General features: G+C 45.2%; 16 protein-coding genes. 5 read left to right on the top strand and 11 right to left on the bottom strand.

Annotated features, from left to right (window positions below; genetic code table 11):
* Positions 1–273 precede the first annotated feature (273 nt).
* Both AB4Z30_RS22745 and gyrA read right to left on the bottom strand, forming a co-directional pair.
* Positions 274–1,389 (bottom strand): HD-GYP domain-containing protein, encoded by a 1,116-nt coding sequence (locus AB4Z30_RS22745; protein ID WP_441929740.1) that lies wholly within the window; start codon positions 1,387–1,389, stop codon positions 274–276.
* Between the two features lie 230 nt (positions 1,390–1,619).
* A complete protein-coding gene (gene gyrA / locus AB4Z30_RS22750) occupies positions 1,620–4,178 on the bottom strand; it encodes a DNA gyrase subunit A (RefSeq protein WP_441929741.1) in 2,559 nt (852 codons plus the stop codon).
* 426 nt (positions 4,179–4,604) lie between these two features.
* Here gyrA and AB4Z30_RS22755 point away from each other — a divergent pair, with 426 nt between their 5' ends.
* Positions 4,605–5,582 (top strand): YheC/YheD family protein, encoded by a 978-nt coding sequence (locus AB4Z30_RS22755; protein ID WP_441929742.1) that lies wholly within the window; start codon positions 4,605–4,607, stop codon positions 5,580–5,582.
* A gap of 73 nt (positions 5,583–5,655) precedes the next feature.
* Here the strand turns inward: AB4Z30_RS22755 and gyrB are convergent, their stop codons facing one another.
* The 9 genes from gyrB to AB4Z30_RS22800 form a co-directional block, all read right to left on the bottom strand.
* On the bottom strand, positions 5,656–7,566 hold the full coding sequence (gyrB, locus tag AB4Z30_RS22760; RefSeq protein ID WP_441929743.1) for a DNA topoisomerase (ATP-hydrolyzing) subunit B: 1,911 nt from the start codon (positions 7,564–7,566) through the stop codon (positions 5,656–5,658).
* Positions 7,567–7,656: 90 nt separating this feature from the next.
* Positions 7,657–7,905 (bottom strand): extracellular matrix regulator RemB, encoded by a 249-nt coding sequence (gene remB, locus AB4Z30_RS22765; RefSeq protein ID WP_090923610.1) that lies wholly within the window; start codon positions 7,903–7,905, stop codon positions 7,657–7,659.
* 13 nt (positions 7,906–7,918) lie between these two features.
* Positions 7,919–9,031: a DNA replication/repair protein RecF gene (gene recF, locus AB4Z30_RS22770; protein ID WP_441929744.1), complete on the bottom strand. Its 1,113-nt coding sequence runs from the start codon at positions 9,029–9,031 to the stop codon at positions 7,919–7,921.
* Between the two features lie 57 nt (positions 9,032–9,088).
* The gene (yaaA, locus tag AB4Z30_RS22775; protein ID WP_434748638.1) at positions 9,089–9,304 is read right to left on the bottom strand and encodes a S4 domain-containing protein YaaA; all 216 of its coding nucleotides are present in this window, start codon (positions 9,302–9,304) and stop codon (positions 9,089–9,091) included.
* A 16-nt stretch (positions 9,305–9,320) separates the two neighbouring features.
* Positions 9,321–10,463, bottom strand: a complete 1,143-nt coding sequence (dnaN, locus tag AB4Z30_RS22780) for a DNA polymerase III subunit beta (RefSeq protein ID WP_441929745.1) — start codon at positions 10,461–10,463, stop codon at positions 9,321–9,323.
* 234 nt (positions 10,464–10,697) lie between these two features.
* Positions 10,698–12,044, bottom strand: a complete 1,347-nt coding sequence (dnaA, locus tag AB4Z30_RS22785; protein WP_441929746.1) for a chromosomal replication initiator protein DnaA — start codon at positions 12,042–12,044, stop codon at positions 10,698–10,700.
* A 660-nt stretch (positions 12,045–12,704) separates the two neighbouring features.
* Entirely contained in the window at positions 12,705–14,252 is a 1,548-nt protein-coding gene (gene gntK / locus AB4Z30_RS22790; RefSeq protein ID WP_441929747.1) for a gluconokinase, read from the bottom strand.
* Positions 14,253–14,329: 77 nt separating this feature from the next.
* Positions 14,330–15,691 (bottom strand): GntT/GntP/DsdX family permease, encoded by a 1,362-nt coding sequence (locus tag AB4Z30_RS22795; protein ID WP_441929748.1) that lies wholly within the window; start codon positions 15,689–15,691, stop codon positions 14,330–14,332.
* Positions 15,692–15,929: 238 nt separating this feature from the next.
* Positions 15,930–16,604, bottom strand: coding sequence for a GntR family transcriptional regulator (locus tag AB4Z30_RS22800; RefSeq protein WP_441929749.1), 675 nt, complete (start codon positions 16,602–16,604; stop codon positions 15,930–15,932).
* Positions 16,605–17,251: 647 nt separating this feature from the next.
* On the opposite strand from AB4Z30_RS22800, the gene rpmH reads away from it, so the two are divergent.
* From rpmH to jag, 4 genes are all read left to right on the top strand, one after another.
* On the top strand, positions 17,252–17,386 hold the full coding sequence (rpmH, locus tag AB4Z30_RS22805) for a 50S ribosomal protein L34 (protein WP_434748644.1): 135 nt from the start codon (positions 17,252–17,254) through the stop codon (positions 17,384–17,386).
* Between the two features lie 267 nt (positions 17,387–17,653).
* Positions 17,654–18,004, top strand: coding sequence for a ribonuclease P protein component (gene rnpA / locus AB4Z30_RS22810; RefSeq protein ID WP_441929750.1), 351 nt, complete (start codon positions 17,654–17,656; stop codon positions 18,002–18,004).
* A gap of 74 nt (positions 18,005–18,078) precedes the next feature.
* Positions 18,079–18,957, top strand: coding sequence for a YidC/Oxa1 family membrane protein insertase (locus AB4Z30_RS22815; protein WP_441929751.1), 879 nt, complete (start codon positions 18,079–18,081; stop codon positions 18,955–18,957).
* Positions 18,954–19,655 carry an RNA-binding cell elongation regulator Jag/EloR gene (gene jag, locus AB4Z30_RS22820; RefSeq protein ID WP_441929752.1) on the top strand — a complete coding sequence of 234 codons (702 nt, stop codon included), beginning with the start codon at positions 18,954–18,956 and terminating at the stop codon, positions 19,653–19,655. Before AB4Z30_RS22815 ends, jag begins: the two co-directional genes overlap by 4 nt.
* Positions 19,656–19,778: the final 123 nt, after the last annotated feature.

Genomic DNA, 19,778 nt, shown 5'->3' on the forward strand with positions numbered 1-19,778 from the left:
TTTTTTTCAAGTTTCTTTCGAAGCTTGTTTTCATTTGCTTGCCGCACCGTGTAAACTGTGTTTTCTTGGCCGGAATTAGAATATACCATGTATGATTTTTGAATGCAAGCTTTTTTTTGAAAAGTTAATACACTTGAATACATTATAACTCTCATCCCCAAGTTCATGTACGCATTCATATATTCTTAACTTATATCCTTGTTGACTGGCTTCATAAATTAACAAAGACCCTCTCATCGCGAGAAGGTCTTTACTTTATACAATAATTCGACACTAACCCATTACTTCCTGAATGTATAGCTGTCTTTGCTGCATCAGGTTAATAATCGTCCCCTCTACAGATACCATCGGTCGCGTAGGATGATCTCGATCCGAAAAAATAATTTCTCCAATCTGGTTATTACTTAGTTTTACCCGAATTCCGTTATGAATCTGTGTGGAGCGCTGCACAAATATACTCACAATAGAAGGATCCAGTTTGCCAAATGCCTCACTTTGAATCTGCTCCAATACCAAATACGGAGACTGGGCTTTTCGATAAATCTTCTCCAATGTCATCGCGTGGAAAATATCTGCAATCGCTACGATTTTGGCATAGATGTGAATCTGTGTACCAGTAAGCCGTAGCGGATAACCAGAACCATCCACTTTTTCGTGATGCTGCAGTGCTGCGAGTCTAGCTCCCTCATTAATGGCCTTAGCCTGTTTAAGAATTTGGTACCCATACTTCGTATGATGCCGGATCTCCTCCTGCTCTTCGATGGTCAGAGAAGAGGGCTTATGAAGAATCTGCGGATCAACCTTATTATTGCCAATATCATGGAACAATCCTGCAAAAGCAACCTGCATCCAATCCTTTGAAGGAAGATCTACCCATTGAGCCAGTTGATAAGAAGTAATCGCACTCAACACAGCATGATGATACACATAGTCATGTTCTTTCATGTTACGGGGGCTGAAGGTGAGTACATTATATTGTTTGAGATATACAAACAATACCTCAAGCTGCGTGCGCAGCTCATATACAGGCAATTCTGCAGCCAAAGACGAAAGGAAGGCATTTTTAGTTAACGCAACCATTTTCTCATACTCTTCCTGAAGGGTACTAACCGTTGTTGAGACTATTGTGCTTGTCCGATCTCCACTTTTCTCTGCAACGGCTGTCCCTGAGGCTCCAGTCAATCCAGATGCCCCCTTGGAGGTTGTACTGCCTGTTCCTGTTCTTTCTTGTTCAATATCTACCTGATGAATCATAAATGCCCTGAGGACTTCCATGTCTTTAGGTAAAATGATTTTCCCCTTTTGAAGCAACACATTGCCACGCAATGTATGCACATCACTCCCCAATTTCAGTCCTGGTTTGACTTCTGACAGGGTGATTAATCCCATATAGATTCCCCTCGCTCATCGTTCTACTCTACTTAAGATGATGACAATACAAGACCATAGTCCCGGTTTCTCATGTTGTTTCCCATTATATTACTCAGAAAACAGGCTGTACATCCTAGATTTTGAAGCCCTCATCATTTCCTCTATACATATCAAAAAGGCCCCCTTAAAGGGAGCCTTTCGTATCCAGTTTCAATCGTATTAACGATTCGATATACATGATGTTTATGTTATTCTTCTGAACCTGAGTCTTCACCTGAAACATCATCTTCCGACTCCGATGTCATGCCTTCTTCCGAATTTAACTCTGTATCAGAGGATGCCCCGGATTCTGTTGCTTCGTCGTTATCTTCATCTGGTTCTTCTTCATTTTTATCAATTCGGCTAACCGTAGCTACGGAATCATCCTCACGAATATGAATTAGCTTCACACCCTGTGTGTATCGACCCATGGTCGAGATGCCATCCATGCTCATCCGAATCAATGTACCACTGGACGTGATGATCATGAGATCCTCTTCTGTTTTAACCATTTTGAGGCTAACAACAGCACCGTTTTTCTCGGTAACATTAATGGTCTTGATTCCTTTACCACCACGAGTTTGCATCCGATAATCACTGACTGGCGTACGTTTGCCGTAACCTTTGGCTGTAACGATCAGAACATCCAATTCAGCATCCACGACATCCATACCGATAACTTCATCCTGATCATCGAGTGTGATACCTTTAACCCCGGTAGCACTACGTCCCATAGAACGTACGTTACCTTCCGAGAAACGAATGGACATTCCATGAGCTGTACCCATGATAATCTCTTGCTGCCCGTCCGTCAGCTTCACATCAATCAGGCTGTCATCATCACGCAAGGAAATCCCGATGAGACCACCTTTACGAATATTTGTGTAATCTTCAAGTGGTGTTTTCTTCACTACACCCTGACGTGTCGCAAAGAAAAGATACCTGTCGCTCTCGAATTCCTGTACCGGAATTACCGCGTTAACGGACTCACCCTGCTCAATCTGAATCAGATTGATAATTGGAGTTCCACGTGCTGTTCGTCCAAGCTCCGGAATTTCGTAAGCTTTCAACCGGTATACCTTACCTTTGTCCGTGAAGAACATCAGGTAGTTGTGAGAATTGGTTACAAAAAGATGCTCGACAAAGTCGGTATCTTTCGTATCCATTCCTACAACACCGCGACCTCCCCGTTTCTGACTACGGTAGGTAGATACAGGCAGACGTTTCACGTAACCCGTGTGGGTAATCGTGATGATTACTTCTTCGCGTGGAATCAGATCCTCATCCAGAATACTCTCTTCCCCAACCGTGATCTCAGTACGACGATCGTCACCAAAGCGCTCACGAATTTCTTGAAGCTCTGTACTGATGATTTCAAGTACAAGATGCTCATTAGCCAAAATTTCGCGATATTCGTGAATTTTAACCATCAATTCGTTGTACTCATTCTCGATACGTTCACGTTCCAGGCCTGTCAGGCGCTGCAAACGCATATCCAGAATCGCTTGAGCCTGATCATGGCTGAGTGAGAAACGCTCAATCAAACCTTCTCTGGCAGCATCAGTATTGCTCGATGAACGGATCAATGCAATGATCTCATCGATGTGATCCAATGCAATACGTAAACCTTCCAGAATATGAGCACGAGCTTCCGCTTTTCTGAGTTCAAATTGCGTACGGCGACGAATAACCTCGATCTGGTGCTGAAGGTAGTGATACAACACTTCACGCAGATTCAGAATCTTTGGTTCTTTATTCACGATCGCCAGCATGTTAATACCGAATGTAGACTGCATCGAAGTGTGCTTGTACAAATTGTTCAGTACAACACCAGGATTGACGTCCCTGCGAAGCTCAATCACAACCCGCATACCATTACGGTCAGATTCATCACGCAGATCAGTAATTCCATCGATCTTTTTGTCACGCACCAGTTCAGCAATTTTCTCTACGAGTCTTGCCTTGTTCACTTGGTACGGAAGCTCTGTAACGACGATACGAGCTTTGTTGTTGTTCTCTTCGATATTGGTTCTGGCACGCATCGTTACCGATCCGCGTCCAGTCTGGTAAGCCTGGCGAATACCCGAACGTCCCAGAATATAACCAGATGTAGGGAAGTCTGGCCCTTGGATATAGTCCATCAGTTCCATGGATGTAATATCTGGATTTCGGATCAGTGCCTGTACGCCGTCAATAACTTCACCCAGATTATGAGGAGGAATATTGGTAGCCATACCTACGGCGATCCCGCCAACTCCATTAACAAGCAAGTTAGGAAAACGAGCAGGAAGAACAATTGGCTCATTTTCTTCGCCATCATAGTTCGGTTGGTAATCTACAGTATCTTTATTGATATCTCTGAGCATTTCCATCGCAATTTTGGATAAACGTGCTTCGGTATAACGCATTGCCGCAGCCATGTCACCATCGACTGAACCAAAGTTACCGTGTCCATCTACATGCATGTAACGCAGGGAGAAGTCCTGTGCCATCCGTACCATCGTCTCGTATACAGCTGAGTCACCGTGTGGGTGATACTTACCGATAACTTCGCCAACGATTCTGGCTGATTTTTTATGTGGTTTATCAGGTGTCATGCCAAGCTCCGACATTGCATACAGAATGCGCCGGTGAACCGGCTTCAATCCGTCACGCACATCAGGCAGGGCACGGCTCACAATGATGCTCATCGCATAATCCATAAAGGATTCGCGCATCTCGACGCCAATATCCCGATCTTTAATCTGCGAGTTCATTTCTTCCGCCATGCTGGACCTCCTTCTTGTCCTTCAACAAACGTTCCAAATCAATCATTTCGAAAAAAATAATATATGTGAAAAGCCTAACAAGGCTAAAACCGCATAAGAACGCTATTCTTTATTATATTACTTTCACAAAAGTTACACAATTAAACGTCCACTGGGCAATAGCCTTTCTTCCAGGAACTTGAGCATGTCTGGGGATTCGCCCTGCCTTCCTCTGCAATTGCACATACAATGCTAGAAAAGCGGCATATGTACTGTCCAATCAAGGCTAGAGCCGTTCCCACTGGGCAATCAAACCACAATTATAGCGGCTGACAGCACAAATCGCCATATTCCTCTATTATACCACTGAAATCGTCTCTTGTCCTTTGATTTTCTGCATACTGTCCCCCAGACCAACCGACCAAAACAAGAAAGGACTGATGCATATTGGGTATCCAGCGTGTCTCCAGCAAATGGACCAAAACAGCCATTTTGCAGCGCAGTCGTCATGTCAGTCAATATATACCTGTGACCCGAAAGTATAGCCCGCAAACACTGGAACGAATGACCGAGTTATTCCCGGCAAATTATATTAAACCGGACCGGGGAACCTACGGTAACGGAGTAATGCGCGTGAAAACAACCCGAACCATGTTACCCTCCCCTCTGGCTGAAGATACATCAACCGATGTAAAAAACGATGAGGGGACCGAGGAAGCAACGGTAACGGAAACAGACATAAAAGATTCAGAACCTGCTCTTTCAGCTATGATCGAGCTTACAACCTATCATCTTCAACATGGAACTGTAGAACGAGTCTTTCATTCTCTAGGTGAACTCCAGGACGCATTGGATGAACGTATTCAGAAACGTGACTACATTATTCAACAAGGCATTCCACTGATGACACATGAGGGATTACCTTTTGACTTGCGTGTATTAACCCAGAAAAACCCGCAACATAGTTGGGAAACAACAGGTATTCTCGGACGGGTTGCTGCACCAGGAAAAATTATTACCAATATCCATGGAGGCGGCAGACTCGCGACGTTCGAAGAACTTGTGATTCCCCATCTAAAAAAGGACGGATATCAAAAGCTTGAGCATGAATTGTATCGCCTGGGTATCCATACTGCTGTCCAACTGCAAAGCTCTTTTCCTAGGCTTAAAGAGATCGGGATTGATATTGCACTGGATGATCATGGGCGTCCCTGGATTCTGGAGGTCAATACACTGCCTGGTATCTATGCCTTTGGTCTCCTACCCGATAAAGAGGCTTACCGCAAAATCAAACGTTATGCCATTGCCTACGGACGCTTGCCTTCCAAAAAAGGTAAAACAAAAAAGGCAAATTTCAAAGCCCCCAAAGCTTCCAAAGTCTCTAAAGCACAGGCATCCGCCAGCAAACGCCGCACTGCCAGATGAATAGATCACACCAATAGGGCAAAGCCACATAATATAAAAAAAGGCGCCCTCACAGGCGCCTCTTCGCAACTCATTAAATATCGAGGTTTTTCACGTATTTAGCATTTTCCTGAATGAAGTCACGACGAGGTTCAACATTATCCCCCATCAGCGTATCAAACATGGCATCCGCCAGCATCGCATCGCTGATCGATACTTGCAGCATTGTCCGGCTTTCTGGATCCATGGTCGTTTCCCACAGCTGTCCAGCATTCATCTCGCCAAGACCTTTATAGCGCTGGATGTTAAACTTGGCATTCTCGCCAAGCGTTGCAATGATCTCATCACGCTCTTTCTCTGAGCCTGCATAACGGATGACTTTGTTACGCTCAATCTTGAACAGTGGTGGTTGTGCAATATATACATAACCGGCCTCGATGATTTTGCGCATATACCGATACAAGAATGTCAGCAACAGCGTTCGAATGTGTGCACCATCGACATCGGCATCGGTCATCAGAATGATTTTGTGATAACGTGCTTTGGCAATATCAAAATCATCACCGATCCCTGTTCCCATTGCTGTGATGATCGCACGTATCTCAGCATTGCCCAAAATACGGTCAAGTCGTGCCTTTTCCACGTTCAGGATCTTACCACGAAGCGGCAAAATTGCCTGGAAGTGACGATCACGACCCTGCTTGGCCGAACCACCGGCGGAGTCCCCTTCGACGATGTACAATTCACTGATGGATGCATCTTTGGATGAACAGTCCGCCAGCTTACCCGGCAGGGAGCTGACTTCAAGCGCACCTTTACGGCGTGTCAGTTCACGAGCTTTACGAGCCGCTTCACGGGCACGAGCTGCCTGCAATCCTTTTTCCAAAATACGACGCGATACGGAAGGATTCTCCTCGAGGAACTCCTGTAGCTTCTCAGCAAACAAAGATTCCACAATACCGCGCACTTCACTGTTCCCCAGCTTTGTTTTCGTCTGTCCTTCAAATTGTGGTTCAGGAATTTTGACCGAAATAATAGCTGTCAGTCCTTCACGCACATCGTCCCCAGATAGATTACCAGTACTATCCTTGATTACACCTGCTTTGCGGGCATAATCGTTAATAATCCGTGTGAGAGCACTCTTAAAACCGGACTCGTGCGTTCCACCTTCATGGGTGTTGATATTGTTGGCAAAGGAATAAATATTCTCGGTGTAGTTGTCATTGTATTGCAGTGCAACCTCCACCTGAATGTTATCCCGCGAACCTTCAACATAGATCGGATTCTCATGCAGCACTTCACGCTTCTGATTCAGGAAGGATACATATTCAATAATCCCGCCTTCGTACATGAAAGAGTTGGTTGCACCTGTACGCTCATCCGTCAACGTTAGGCCGATTCCTTTGTTCAGGAACGCCAGCTCACGTACACGAGTCAGCAGGGTTTCATAATCAAATACCAATGTCTCTGTGAAAATTTCTGGATCGGGATGGAAAGTTACAGTTGTTCCTGTCTCATCCGTCGTTCCAATCGTTTTCAGATCATACTGCGGAGCACCACGACGATATTCTTGTTGATAGACATGACCTTCACGCTTAACGGTCACCACCACTTTTTCGGAAAGTGCGTTAACAACGGATACGCCGACACCATGCAAACCACCGGATACCTTGTACCCACCGCCACCAAACTTACCTCCTGCGTGTAGGACCGTCATAACGACCTCAAGTGCAGGACGTTTCATCTTGGTATGTTCACCGACAGGGATACCCCGCCCATTATCGACGACAGTTATACTATTGTCTTCGTGAATACTGATCTCGATATGATCGCAGTAACCCGCCAGCGCTTCATCGATACTATTGTCCACTACTTCCCAGACCAGATGATGCAGACCTTTGGCACTGGTGGAACCGATGTACATCCCCGGACGTTTACGTACGGCTTCCAGTCCTTCAAGGACTTGAATTTCATTCGCATCATATGACGGTTGATTCATAGACATGCCTTTCACCTACTTCTATAGATTCAATATCTTCAATATGCGTTAACTTAAGAATATTAGCAGACACAAAAATTCTCTCTTGAATATCCGCTATAGATCAGGAAAATGGTGAGCTCGCTTCTTGAGTGTGGCAGAGGAAATTGGTGAGTAATATACAATGTTTTTCGTCACCACAATTGATTTCGCTTCCTCTTCGCCGATATGTTCGACCGTTTTTTCCTGTTCGGCATGTGTAACATACTGCTTGGATATTTTAGAGGATTTCTCAATCGATATATCAAAAATAGCGACCAGCTCAGAAGAACGGATGATTTTCTCACCGCCCAGATGAATGTACATAAGCCCTCACTCCTTAGCGTTCCACCTGTCCGGCATGAACGTGATAGATACTAGCGTCTTTAAGCTTGTCAACGTTCAGGCTCTCAATTCCCGTAGCGGTAATAAAAGTCTGTACCTTGCTTTGGAATGTTTCGATCAGCTGGGTCTGACGAAAAGGATCAAGTTCGGATAATACGTCATCCAGCAACAGAACCGGATATTCCCCGATCTCTTCATGAATCAGTTCGATTTCTGCAAGCTTAAGAGACAACGCAGTTGTGCGCTGCTGCCCCTGAGAGCCATACGTTTGTACTTCCCGTTCGTTAATGAAAAAGGACAGGTCATCCCGATGCGGCCCACTCAGCGTTGTGCCTCGGCGAATCTCCTGCTCTTTCATTTGTGATAATTTTATCATAAATTGCTCCATTAAGACAGCTTCATCTTCCTCAGCGGCTTCGCTGAAGGAGGGAAGGTAGGCCAGGCGCAGGACTTCTCCGCCTCCGGTGATCCCCTGATGGATGGTTTCTGCCCACTTTTGCAGTTTCTTTATGAATTGTTTCCTTTTTTTGACGATTTTAACACCGTGCTCAGCCAGCTGTTCATTCCAGATCTCCAGCATCGCTTGAGCTGAATCCCCTTTTCCCCATAACTGCTTGAGCAGATTATTCCGCTGCAGCAGCACTTTTTGATACTGTTGCAGATGATAAAGATAGCCCGGAGCCACCTGACCGATTTCCATGTCAAGGAACCGGCGGCGAACCCCCGGTGTGCCTTTGACAATCTCCAGATCCTCAGGGGCAAACATCACCACATTGAGTGATCCGACAAAATCGCTTAACTTACGCTGCTCAAGACCGTTAATCTTTGCCTTTTTGCCTTGTTGTGACAAAGACAGTTCCAGCTTGACCGCTCCGTATTTTTTGTCGACCTCTGCAGTTAGCCTTGACCGGTCTTCGCCAAATCGAATCAATTCCTTGTCACGGGAGGTGCGGTGACTTTTGGTGAGTGCAAGCACAAAAATAGCCTCAGCCAGATTGGTCTTTCCCTGAGCGTTTTGCCCAATCAACAGATTGACAGGACCAAACGACTCCAGCTTCAGATGTTCATAATTACGGAATTGCTGCAGCTCTATGCTGTTTACAAACACGCGGTAACCTCCCTTTATCCCGTCCGTCAGGAGGCAGCAGGATTGCACCTTGGTTTTCTACTCTGCAACCACTTCAAACGTGCCTTCTCCGTCTACCTCAACGATATCCCCAGGGTATAACTTCCGTCCACGACGCTCCTCAGACTCCTTATTCACACGTACAAGCCCTTCTTGCAGGATAGCTTTCGCCATACCTCCGGTAGGGATGCATTCTGCCAGTTTCAAAAATTGGTCAAGCTTAATATATTCCGTACGAATCGATACTTGCTTCATCGTGATCTTCCTTTCGTTAGTTGGTCGTCCGGTAAGGCAGGATGACGTATAGGCTTTGGCTATCATCCAGCGGTTTCAGGATGATCGGACTCATGACACCAGTAAAGGCAATCATCAGTTGCTCACTTTCCACCACTTTCAGCACATCCAGCATGTATTTCGAGTTAAACGAGATTTTGAGTGGATCACCCGTAAATTCGGCTGGTTCAATCTCTTCTCTTACTTTTCCAAGCTCGGAAGAGCTGGAGGATATTTCAATCGTGCCGGAGTCCATCGTCTGCATGCGCACAATGTTTGTTTTTTCCTCACGCGACAGCAAATAAGCCCGATCAATCGATTCACTTAATTTTTTAGTGTCCAAAACTAGTTCTGTTTTGTATGCCGTTGGAATAATTCTAGAAGTATCCGGATATGTTCCGTCCAAAATACGGGAATAGAACAATACGCGGTCAATTTTGAACAACACCTGATTGTCTGCGACAACGATATCCACAAGTGTATTCTGATCCGGAACAATTTTGCTCAGTTCGTTTAGCGTTTTACCAGAGATTACGACATTGTTGAAACGGATACCCTCTGCATTATCCAGCATTGCCGCACGTGTAGCAAGACGGTGGCGGTCGGTTGCCACAAACTTCAGCTCGTTGTCACCCAAGCTCCACAGTACACCTGTCAGAATGGGGGTCGTTTCATGGGTCGAAATGGAGAATACAGTCTGTTTAATCATATTTTTTAGCAAATCTCCAGGAATGGATACCGTTTGATTCTCTTCGATGCTTGGCAGCACTGGGAACTCTTCCGGGTCCAGACCAACCAGTTGGATCTCCGTCGCACCTGCAGAAATAAAGGTGTTGAAGTTTTCTTTGACCTCCATATGTACTTCCTGAGAAGGCAACTTTTTGATGATCTCTACGAAAAATTTAGCCGGCAAAACAACGCTACCCGGTTGCTCTATTTGCACAACACTTTTGTCTCCCTCTTCAAGCGGGATAAATGACTGAATAGAGATATCCGTGTCACTTGCTGTCAACGTCACACCTTGGTGATTCACGTCGAATTTAATACCGCTCAGAATCGGAATCGTTGTACGACTAGAGATCGCTTTGGATACCTGTTGAATGGATTCGTTTAGATAACTTTTCATTATGCTGATTTTCATGATTTCACTCCTAGTGGATTTTTGGGATGTTTTTTGGGTTGTGACTTGGTTTGAAAAAGGTGTTTATCGAAAGGCCGAAGGCCGTACTTTGCAACGGCTTTTTGGAGAAGATATCTTTAGATCTTTATAGTAATAATAGTAATAGGGGCACTGAATATGTGGATAAGTAGGGTTAAACCCATAAAATTAAGCCTATCCACATGTGTACACGTTGTGCATAGGCTTGGGACTTGTTCAGGTTGGATTCTTAATTTTTTCGGTTAAGTTGTTGATAACTTTATAGAGATCCTGATCATTTTTGATCGCTTGAGAGATTTTTTCATGGGCATGAATGACCGTGGTATGATCTCGTCCTCCAAAAGCCTCCCCAATTTTAGGCAGAGAAAAGTCTGTCAGTTCACGAGAGAGATACATGGCGATCTGTCTCGGAAAAGCAACCGCTTTTGTCCGTTTCCGTGCTTTGAAGTCTTCAAGCTTCAGGCTGTAGTACTCGCCGACCTTTTGTTGGATGTCTTGAATGGTGATCATTTTGGGACGGCTGGAAGGAATGATATCCTTCAGTGCTTCAGCGGCCAAATGAGAACTAACGTCCTGATTGGTCAGTGAAGAATAAGCAACGACACGAATCAGAGCTCCTTCAAGCTCACGAATGTTCGTATCAATTTGATTCGCGATGTACATCATCGCTTCATTCGGTATATCCAAATTCTCCGCACGCGCCTTTTTACGCAAAATCGCAATCCGCGTCTCCAGATCCGGAGGCTGAATATCCGTAATTAATCCCCACTCAAACCGGGAGCGCAGCCGCTCTTCCAGGGTTGGAATTTCCTTCGGTGGTCTATCACTGGAGATGATGATCTGCTTCCGTTCCTCATGCAGCGCATTAAACGTATGGAAAAATTCCTCTTGTGTTGATTCTTTTCCGGCTAAGAACTGAATATCATCAATAAGCAGAATATCTACGCTTCGGTACTTGTTACGAAAGCTTTCCCCGCGATTATCACGGATGGAGTTGATGAACTCATTCGTGAATTTCTCAGATGACAAATAAACAACCTTGCTGCTCGGATTATGCTCCAAAATGTAATGTCCGATCGCATGCATCAAGTGGGTTTTGCCAAGTCCTACGCCTCCATATAGAAAAAGAGGATTGTAGGCTTTGGCGGGCGCTTCAGCGACCGCCAGCGATGCGGCATGGGCAAAACGGTTGCCCGGACCAATGACAAAGGTGTCGAATGTATATTTTGGATTCAGCATGCTGAGCACGGCTTCTTCCTGAACGACTTTCGGCGTCGGCGCCGGCAGCTGCGGGTCTGGTTCTACAGGTTTGTTCTCCTCGATGACAAATTTCACATCGACCTGTTTACCAAGCAGTTCATAGACCGTCGAACCGACCAATTTGGTGTAACGGCTCTCCAGCCATTCAACGGCAAATGTGGTTGGGGCGGAGATGACGATAGTCTGATCGTTCAGCTTGGTAGCCTTGGTGGCCTTGAACCAGGTGTCGAAGCTGGGTTTGCTGAGTTTGTTTTGTATGATTGATAAAATTTGCTGCCATAAATCAGAAGTATGGCTGTCCACAGACTGTCACTCCTTTTACATGTTCCAAGTGTGGCTTAAGCCATGATGCAGTGTCGAAATACGAGATATATTGTTGAATTTATCCCCAAACTCCCGCAGGTCTAAAACAAAAAAAGAAGGAACAACGGAAAATTGTTCACAACTTTATCCACAGGCTGTTGATAATATTATGGGTCAGATCACATATTCACATCCAAAAGTAATACAATCATAGCAAAAGAAGCCCCTGATTTCAACGTATGACGAGATTTTATCCACAAATTCAATAACTTGTGTATAATTTTTAGTCACAACACAATATATTGTTTATAAATTGTTTAATTTTCGACAGCATGACCTAAAGTGCAGAAAAATTTTATACACAGGATATCCGTCGAAAGATGCTAATTTGTGTGCAAAAGTGATCTTGGAATGTGAATAACCTTGTTGTGGATAAACTAAAAATGGATTGAAGTGATTAAGTGGGAAAATGAGCAGATGAGTGGTAAGTGCTTTTCATCCTCTCGAGGCCTACATAGTAGAAGTGCGATGTTTTAATTGCTTAGTGGTTATTAGTTTCAGTGGATTGCTAGAACTGTGTACGTGTCATGGTGGTTTCAATTATCATCAAAAAAGAGGAAGGCCCCGCAGCCGGTTTATGGCTGCGGGGCCTTCCTCTACTTATAGATGAAGCATAGACATTTTGCGTTGAAATTCAGCAATGTCCGCGTACTCCTCTTCCAGTTTGCGCGAAATACGAATATAGATCGGTAGCAGCTCTTGATAGAGGGAGGCATCTTCTTTGACGGGTGTATGCCGATGAGTTGTGCCTACCATAGAAGAAACGGCGTCAAGGGATTTGATCCGTCCTGTAGCATACAGTCCGAGGACAACGGCACCGAGACAAGAACTTTCGAAGCTCTCGGGTACAACCACTTCCTGATTGAAGATATCCGACATCATCTGCCTCCATAACGGAGAGCGTGCAAACCCACCAGTAGCCTGAATGGAGGTAGGTTGCCCGATCTGCTCCTCCATGGCAAGCAGGACAGTATAAAGGTTAAAAATAACCCCTTCAAGCACCGCACGAATCATGTGCTCTTTCTTATGGTGGAGGGTCAGGCCAAAAAAGGAGCCGCGGGCGTCTGGATTCCAGAGTGGAGCACGTTCGCCTGAAAGGTACGGGTGGAATAGCAGACCTTCGGAACCGGCTGGGACACGCTCCGCAATTTTGGTCAGTACATCGTAGGAGTTGATGCCAAGGCGTTTCGCTGTTTCGACTTCAGACGCGGCAAACTCATCCCGTACCCAGCGGAAAAGCATGCCGCCGTTATTCACAGGCCCACCTACGACCCATAGTTTCTCAGTCAGAGCATAACAAAATGTACGTCCTTTTGGATCAGTTACCGGGCGATCAACGACAGTACGAATCGCTCCACTGGTACCGATGGTTGCGGCAACAACGCCTGGTTTGATGGCGTTAACGCCAAGGTTGGACAGCACCCCGTCACTTGCGCCAATTACAAAGGGCGTAGAGGGGGAGAGAGCCATTTTTTCGGCCCATTCAGGATGCATTCCCTCTATTGTATAAGTCGTCGGTACAAGCTTCGATAGATGATTTGGTGTGATCCCAGCGATGTTTAGTGCTTCCTGATCCCATTCCAGTTGTTCGAGATTAAGCAGACCCGTACAGGAAGCGATGGAATGATCGACAATATATTGTCCAAATAGACGGAAGAAAAGATACTCTTTAATCGAAATAAACTTTGCCGTGCGTTCGAATAGTTCTGGCTCATCATGACGCAGCCACATCAATTTGGTCAGAGGGGACATTGGGTGAATAGGAGTGCCTGTACGCAGATAAATACGATGACCTACCCCATTTTCTTGCAGCTTGGACGACCAAGCTGCACTTCGATTGTCCGCCCAGGTGATGCAGCGGGTCAGCGGATGATCATGCTGATCCATAGCGATGACGCTGTGCATAGCCGAGCTGCAGGATACAAAGAGAATTTGCTTAGCGGAAATTCCGCTCTGGCTCATCACTCCGCGTACCGAGCGGATGGCTGCTTGCACAATCTCATCCGGGTCTTGTTCTGCAACATCTGGAGCAGGGGTATAGAGCGGATATTCCTGGGTGGAGGTTGTGACCACCTCGCCTTGCTCTGTGAATAAAACGGATTTGGTGCTGGTCGTGCCTATATCAATTCCAATCATATAATTGGTCATTGCATCGATCCTTCTTTCTTTAAAGAGCTGTATATATACAAAATTCTCTTTCTCTGAAAAATACGATTAACTTATGTTCACACCACAGTACTTAGCAGCAAAATAAAGATCAATCCCACCACCGAGAGTAGTGTTTCCATAACAGTCCACGTCTTTAGTGTCTGAGAGACACTCATATTAAAGAATTCCTTGATCATCCAGAAGCCGGCATCATTCACATGGGACAATACAAGGGAGCCTGCACCCGTAGCAAGTACAACCAGCTCAATGTTAGCTCCTGGGGTAAGAGCGAGCACTGGAGCAACAATGCCAGCTGCTGTGGTCATGGCAACCGTAGCGGAACCGGTTGCGACACGAATCAGTGCAGCCACAAGCCAGGCAAACAGAATCACGTTAATATGTGCGTTCGTGGCGAATTCGGCAATGGCATTACCAACGCCACTATTAATCAGCACCTGTTTGAAGGCTCCGCCACCACCAATGATGAGAATTATCGTAGCTGTAGGCGCCAGACATTCACTGGTGAAACGAGAAAGTTCATGTTTGGTGAACCCGCGGGCAAAGCCGAGTGAAAAGAGGGCAAAGACGACAGAGATTAAGAGCGCAATAATCTCATTACCGATAAACTCACTAAAGACGGTCAATCCACTCGTTGCATCGGGATCAACGATGCTGGCAATAGAACCGATCAGCATCAGAATGACCGGCAGCAGAATGGTAAACAGCGTAATGCCAAATCCGGGCAGGTTGCTGTTTTTCTTAGCCGAGAACTGTTCAGCAAGCTCAGCTGGCGGTTCCGTATGAATTCTTTTGCCGATAAATTTACCGAATACAGGTCCAGCGATAATGGCCGTAGGGATACCTACAAGGAGAGAGTATAGAATCGTTTTCCCCAGATCCGCATTGAAGGCTTCGATGGCAATCATCGGTGCCGGATGTGGAGGAACAAGTCCATGAACAGTCGATAGACCGGCCAAAATAGGAATCCCGATCTGAAGCAGGGACATATTGGTTTTGCGGGCTACTGTAAAGATGATTGGAATCATCAGAATGACACCCACTTCAAAGAAAACGGGAATACCCACAATGAAACCAACAATCATCATGGCCCAGTGCACACGTTTCACACCGAATCGGTCAACAAGAGTAGTTGCAATCTGCTCGGCGCCGCCGGATTCGGCCATCATTTTACCAAGCATGGTGCCAAGTCCAATGACGATAGCAATCGTGCCTAAAGTACCGCCAAGTCCGCCGGTAATCGAAGAGATCACGTCAGCAGGCTTCATCCCTGCAAGCAAACCAAGCATCAATGCAGATAATAAAAGGGTGATAAACGGGTTCCATTTATATTTGGAGATCAGCAGAATCAGAAAGACGATGGCGATCAACGTCCAGATCAGCAGTGTAGCATTATGGGATAATCCGAAAATCGTGCTCATGATGTAATTACTCCTTTGTCTTGGTGATAAACGCTTACAACCAACTGTAGCCATAAGAGAAATCATTGAGGTAATGACTGTGCCTACAGGAGATAGAGCAAGCTAGCCTTAACATGCCCTAAAAAAATGAACAAAATCGCATTTGGTATACTTGTCGACAAGTTGGGTTACAATCCTCTACGTCATTCACGCCGAATGGATTGCGAACTTGAAAGTAGCATGCTGCAACAAACAGAGTTCAAAATTCAAAGCTTTCATGTAACGTTTGGCCTGAGTCCTTAAAATACGTGCGTACCCCGTTCTGGATCAGAACTTTGTCCCCTGATTCCAGGGCAGATACAAGGGAGCGGTGTTTTTCAATTACAGCGCTTACTTTGGGCCCGCCTTGAGCAAATACTCTGCGTGTAGTAAGTAACATAACCGTCATAACGACATACCTGATGCTCTTCCACAAATGTGAGATGCGGGAATGTGCGGCTGCTTCGATAATTGTTTCGTGAAACGTGAGATCCTGATAGGCAAATTCGACGGCATCTTGATGTTTTCCGGCAAGCTGCATTTTGTCGATGATATTGCTAAGCTGAGTGATTAGCACCTGAGGCACATCTACTGCAAGCCGCTGCTGTACAAAGCTTTCAATGAGAAAACGTACATCATACAGTTCTTCGACATCCTTCATATTTAGGCCAAGAATCACAACACCCATCCGTTCAAGCCGAATCAGTCCCTCATTTGACAACGTTCTCAGCGCTTCGCGAACAGGCGAGCGACTGCTGTCAAAATCAGCAGCAATTCGATTTTCCGACAAAATTTCCCCAGGCCGAAGGGTTCCGTTGATGATTCTCAGCCTTAATTCACAAGCAATGGCTTCACCGCGAGATGCTCCTTGAAGCCAGGAAGATGGAAATTGCATATGGCTAACGCTCCTAAATTAAGTAATCCTTACATTATACGATCATAACATAATGTTTCGCAGCCCAGCATTCATTACTAATGTCGAAAAGACAAATTGGTGAATCAACACGTCAGAAGCTTTGTTAGCAGAGCTTAAGTTTCTCCTCTATAAAATTGTCGACTGCTTGCTTAGTAAGAGGGTTAAAAAAACAATAAGTATACTTGTATACAAGATATTTTCCATCCTACACCTTTCTCAAAAGCTTGTAAACCTTCACAGTGAAGCGGATACATTCACCTTTCTTTTACCCTAGTTTAAACCTAATATTCTTTATCCACATGTGAATAACTTTAAACGTTAACTTAAGATATTCGCGCAGCTATATAAGAGGTGTGGATAACGAAAGATACTGAAGGATCAGGCTTTTTTTGCAGACTGGGGATAACTTTTTTTGATTAATTGGTGGCTGTGTGCTGAGGAAATAAAATTCTGTAAGATAGGGGTAATTTTTGAACACTGGAAAGCATATGAAAAAGAGGGAGAGTGGCAGAGTTTTGGCAGTTGACTTTTCCAATTGAACATGATTAAATATATAAAGGTGTTTTCTTTATTAAGATGAAAATGATTCATCACATAAGTATTTCCTTGTAAGGAGGTGCAGTACATTGAGACCTACATTCAAACCGAACGTTAGCAAGCGTAAAAAAGTTCATGGTTTCCGTAAAAGAATGAGCACAAGCAACGGCCGTAAAGTTTTGGCAGCACGTCGCCTGAAAGGCCGTAAGAAACTGAGTGCTTAATGCATTTGAAGACCACCGAGGTGGTCTTTTTTTTCTTAAAGGAGCTCATTCCAGCTGGTTTACATGGTAATTCATCGCGTTATGTGCTGTGAAAAAGCCGATTAGCCAGCTGATTATAAATATGGATTAAAGGTTTCTTTTATCGGAAACCTACCTTATATACAAGTTGTCGCCAAGACGGTTTACCGTCGATTAAGAAAGCCTATACTAAATCAGTAATGATGCCTCCGTCAACAACGTTGATGAAGGACAGCAAGGAGAAGCGCCGTGTATAAAAGACTGCGTCTGCGAAACCGTGCGGACTTTAGCCGTGTATATCGGTTTGGAAAATCGTTTGCCAATCATCAATTCGTGGTGTATGGTAGCCGTCGTAAGGATACGGAACAATTCCGTGTGGGCATCTCATGCAGCAAGAAAATAGGAAACGCTGTCGTGCGTAACCGGATGAGACGCATGATCAAGGAAATTGTACGTCATCATGAACAAGAGATTGTTACGCAAATGGATTTGATTTTCATTGTCCGTAAAGGTGCATTAGGCATGCCCTATAAGGAAATGGAGAAAAGTCTGATGCATGTGCTGCGTAAGGCCTCCCTGTTGAAGTCGTGCAAGCGGTAAGCTTCGGTTTATTTGTCCTCCTAATTATGGTATGATTTACGGTGGAATGGAATGGTTAAGAGAGGGGTTATGAAGTGTCGCGATTGAAGACATCAAAGGGGAAATGGATTCTCCTCATTGCAGTTATTGCAATGGTCGCTGTATTAGCTGGATGTACTCCGCAAGGAGCCGGGGTTACTACAGAAGATCTGAAGAACAGTGATTCATTCTGGCAAAGTAATGTAGTTTACTGGTTCTCTTATGCACTCGATACGTTCGCAAAATGGTTCAACGGCGAATATGGACTAGCTGTCCTAGTCATGGTGCTTATTGTGCGGACATTAATTTTACCATTGACGATGAAGCAAGTTCGCAGCTCCAAAGCAATGCAGGCTATTCAGCCGCAACTTAAGGAGATTCAAGCCAAGTATAAAGATACACCTGAGAAAGTTCAGCAAGAAACGATGAAGTTGTTCCAGGAGAACAAAGTTAATCCGATGGCCGGTTGTCTGCCTCTTATCATTCAGATGCCGATCTACATCGCACTTTATAACTCCATTTATGGAAACTCCAGTTTGAGAACGCATGATTTCTTGTGGCTCCAACTGGGATCACCGGATCACCTGTTTATTTTGCCAGTGCTCGCTGCCATCACTACATTCATTCAAACATGGATGATGATGCGTATGAACCCAGCACAGCAGATTGGTCCAATGCAGTTCATGCTATGGGTGTACCCGATTCTGATCTTCGTTATGTCGTATCAGTTCCCGTCAGCGTTGCCGCTTTACTGGTTCTACAGTAATATCTACACGATCGTGCAAAACTATTTCCTTTACCGGAATAATGATAAAATTGTGGCCGAGGTCAACGTGAAGCAGAGCAGCTCTTCCAAAAGTGGAGCTAAACGCAAAAACGGTGGCAAGGCAACCGTCTCTGGGAAAGGGTCGAAAGGGGCCAAAAAATCGAAATGACCACAGTCATTACGTCAGGAAAAACCGTTGAAGATGCTGTAAACCAAGGATTGGCTGAGCTTGGCGTAAGCCGGGACAAGGTCGAGATACAAGTGTTAGAGCAGCCGTCAAAAGGATTCCTGGGTTTGTTCGGGGTGAAGGCTGCCAAAGTTGAAGTGAAACTGTTGCCTGTGCCTGAAGCTGTATCTCAGCCGATCAAACCAGCCACACCTGAAACTGAGATTGATGCATTACTTGAGGGTGTAGCAGTCCATAATCCCTATGAAGAAGCGGCTGCGTTTTTGAAAGAGGTTGCGGCAGGTATGGGTCTGGATGTGGAAGTGCATATCAAGAAACATCGGGATGGACACATCTTCAATATTTCCGGGGAAGACCTCGGTATGATTATTGGTAGACGTGGACAGACGCTGGATGCTCTTCAATATTTGACGAATATTGTCGCCAACCGTTATTCGGAAAGCTTCGTACGCATTGTGCTCGATGCAGAAAACTTCCGTCAGCGCCGACGGAAAACGCTTGAAGATCTGGCTGAGCGGTTAGCCGGACAAGCGATCCGTACAGGCAAGGAAGTTGTGCTAGAACCGATGCCTCCGCTCGAGCGTAAAGTGATTCATGCCAAACTGCAAAATCACCCGCAGATTAAAACGTTAAGTAAGGGCGAGGAGCCCAATCGGCGTGTGGTTATTACGTTGAAATAACACGCAATTGAAGACGCAATGGCTGCCTGCCCGGTGCAGAAGCCATTGCTTTTTTCGTACCGAAGCATATGAGATAGATAGTGCACCAATAGAGTTGAATATGTGTTGGCATTCCCCAGAATG

The organism is Paenibacillus sp. 2TAF8 (genome assembly GCF_052114825.1).
GTDB lineage: Bacteria > Bacillota > Bacilli > Paenibacillales > Paenibacillaceae > Paenibacillus.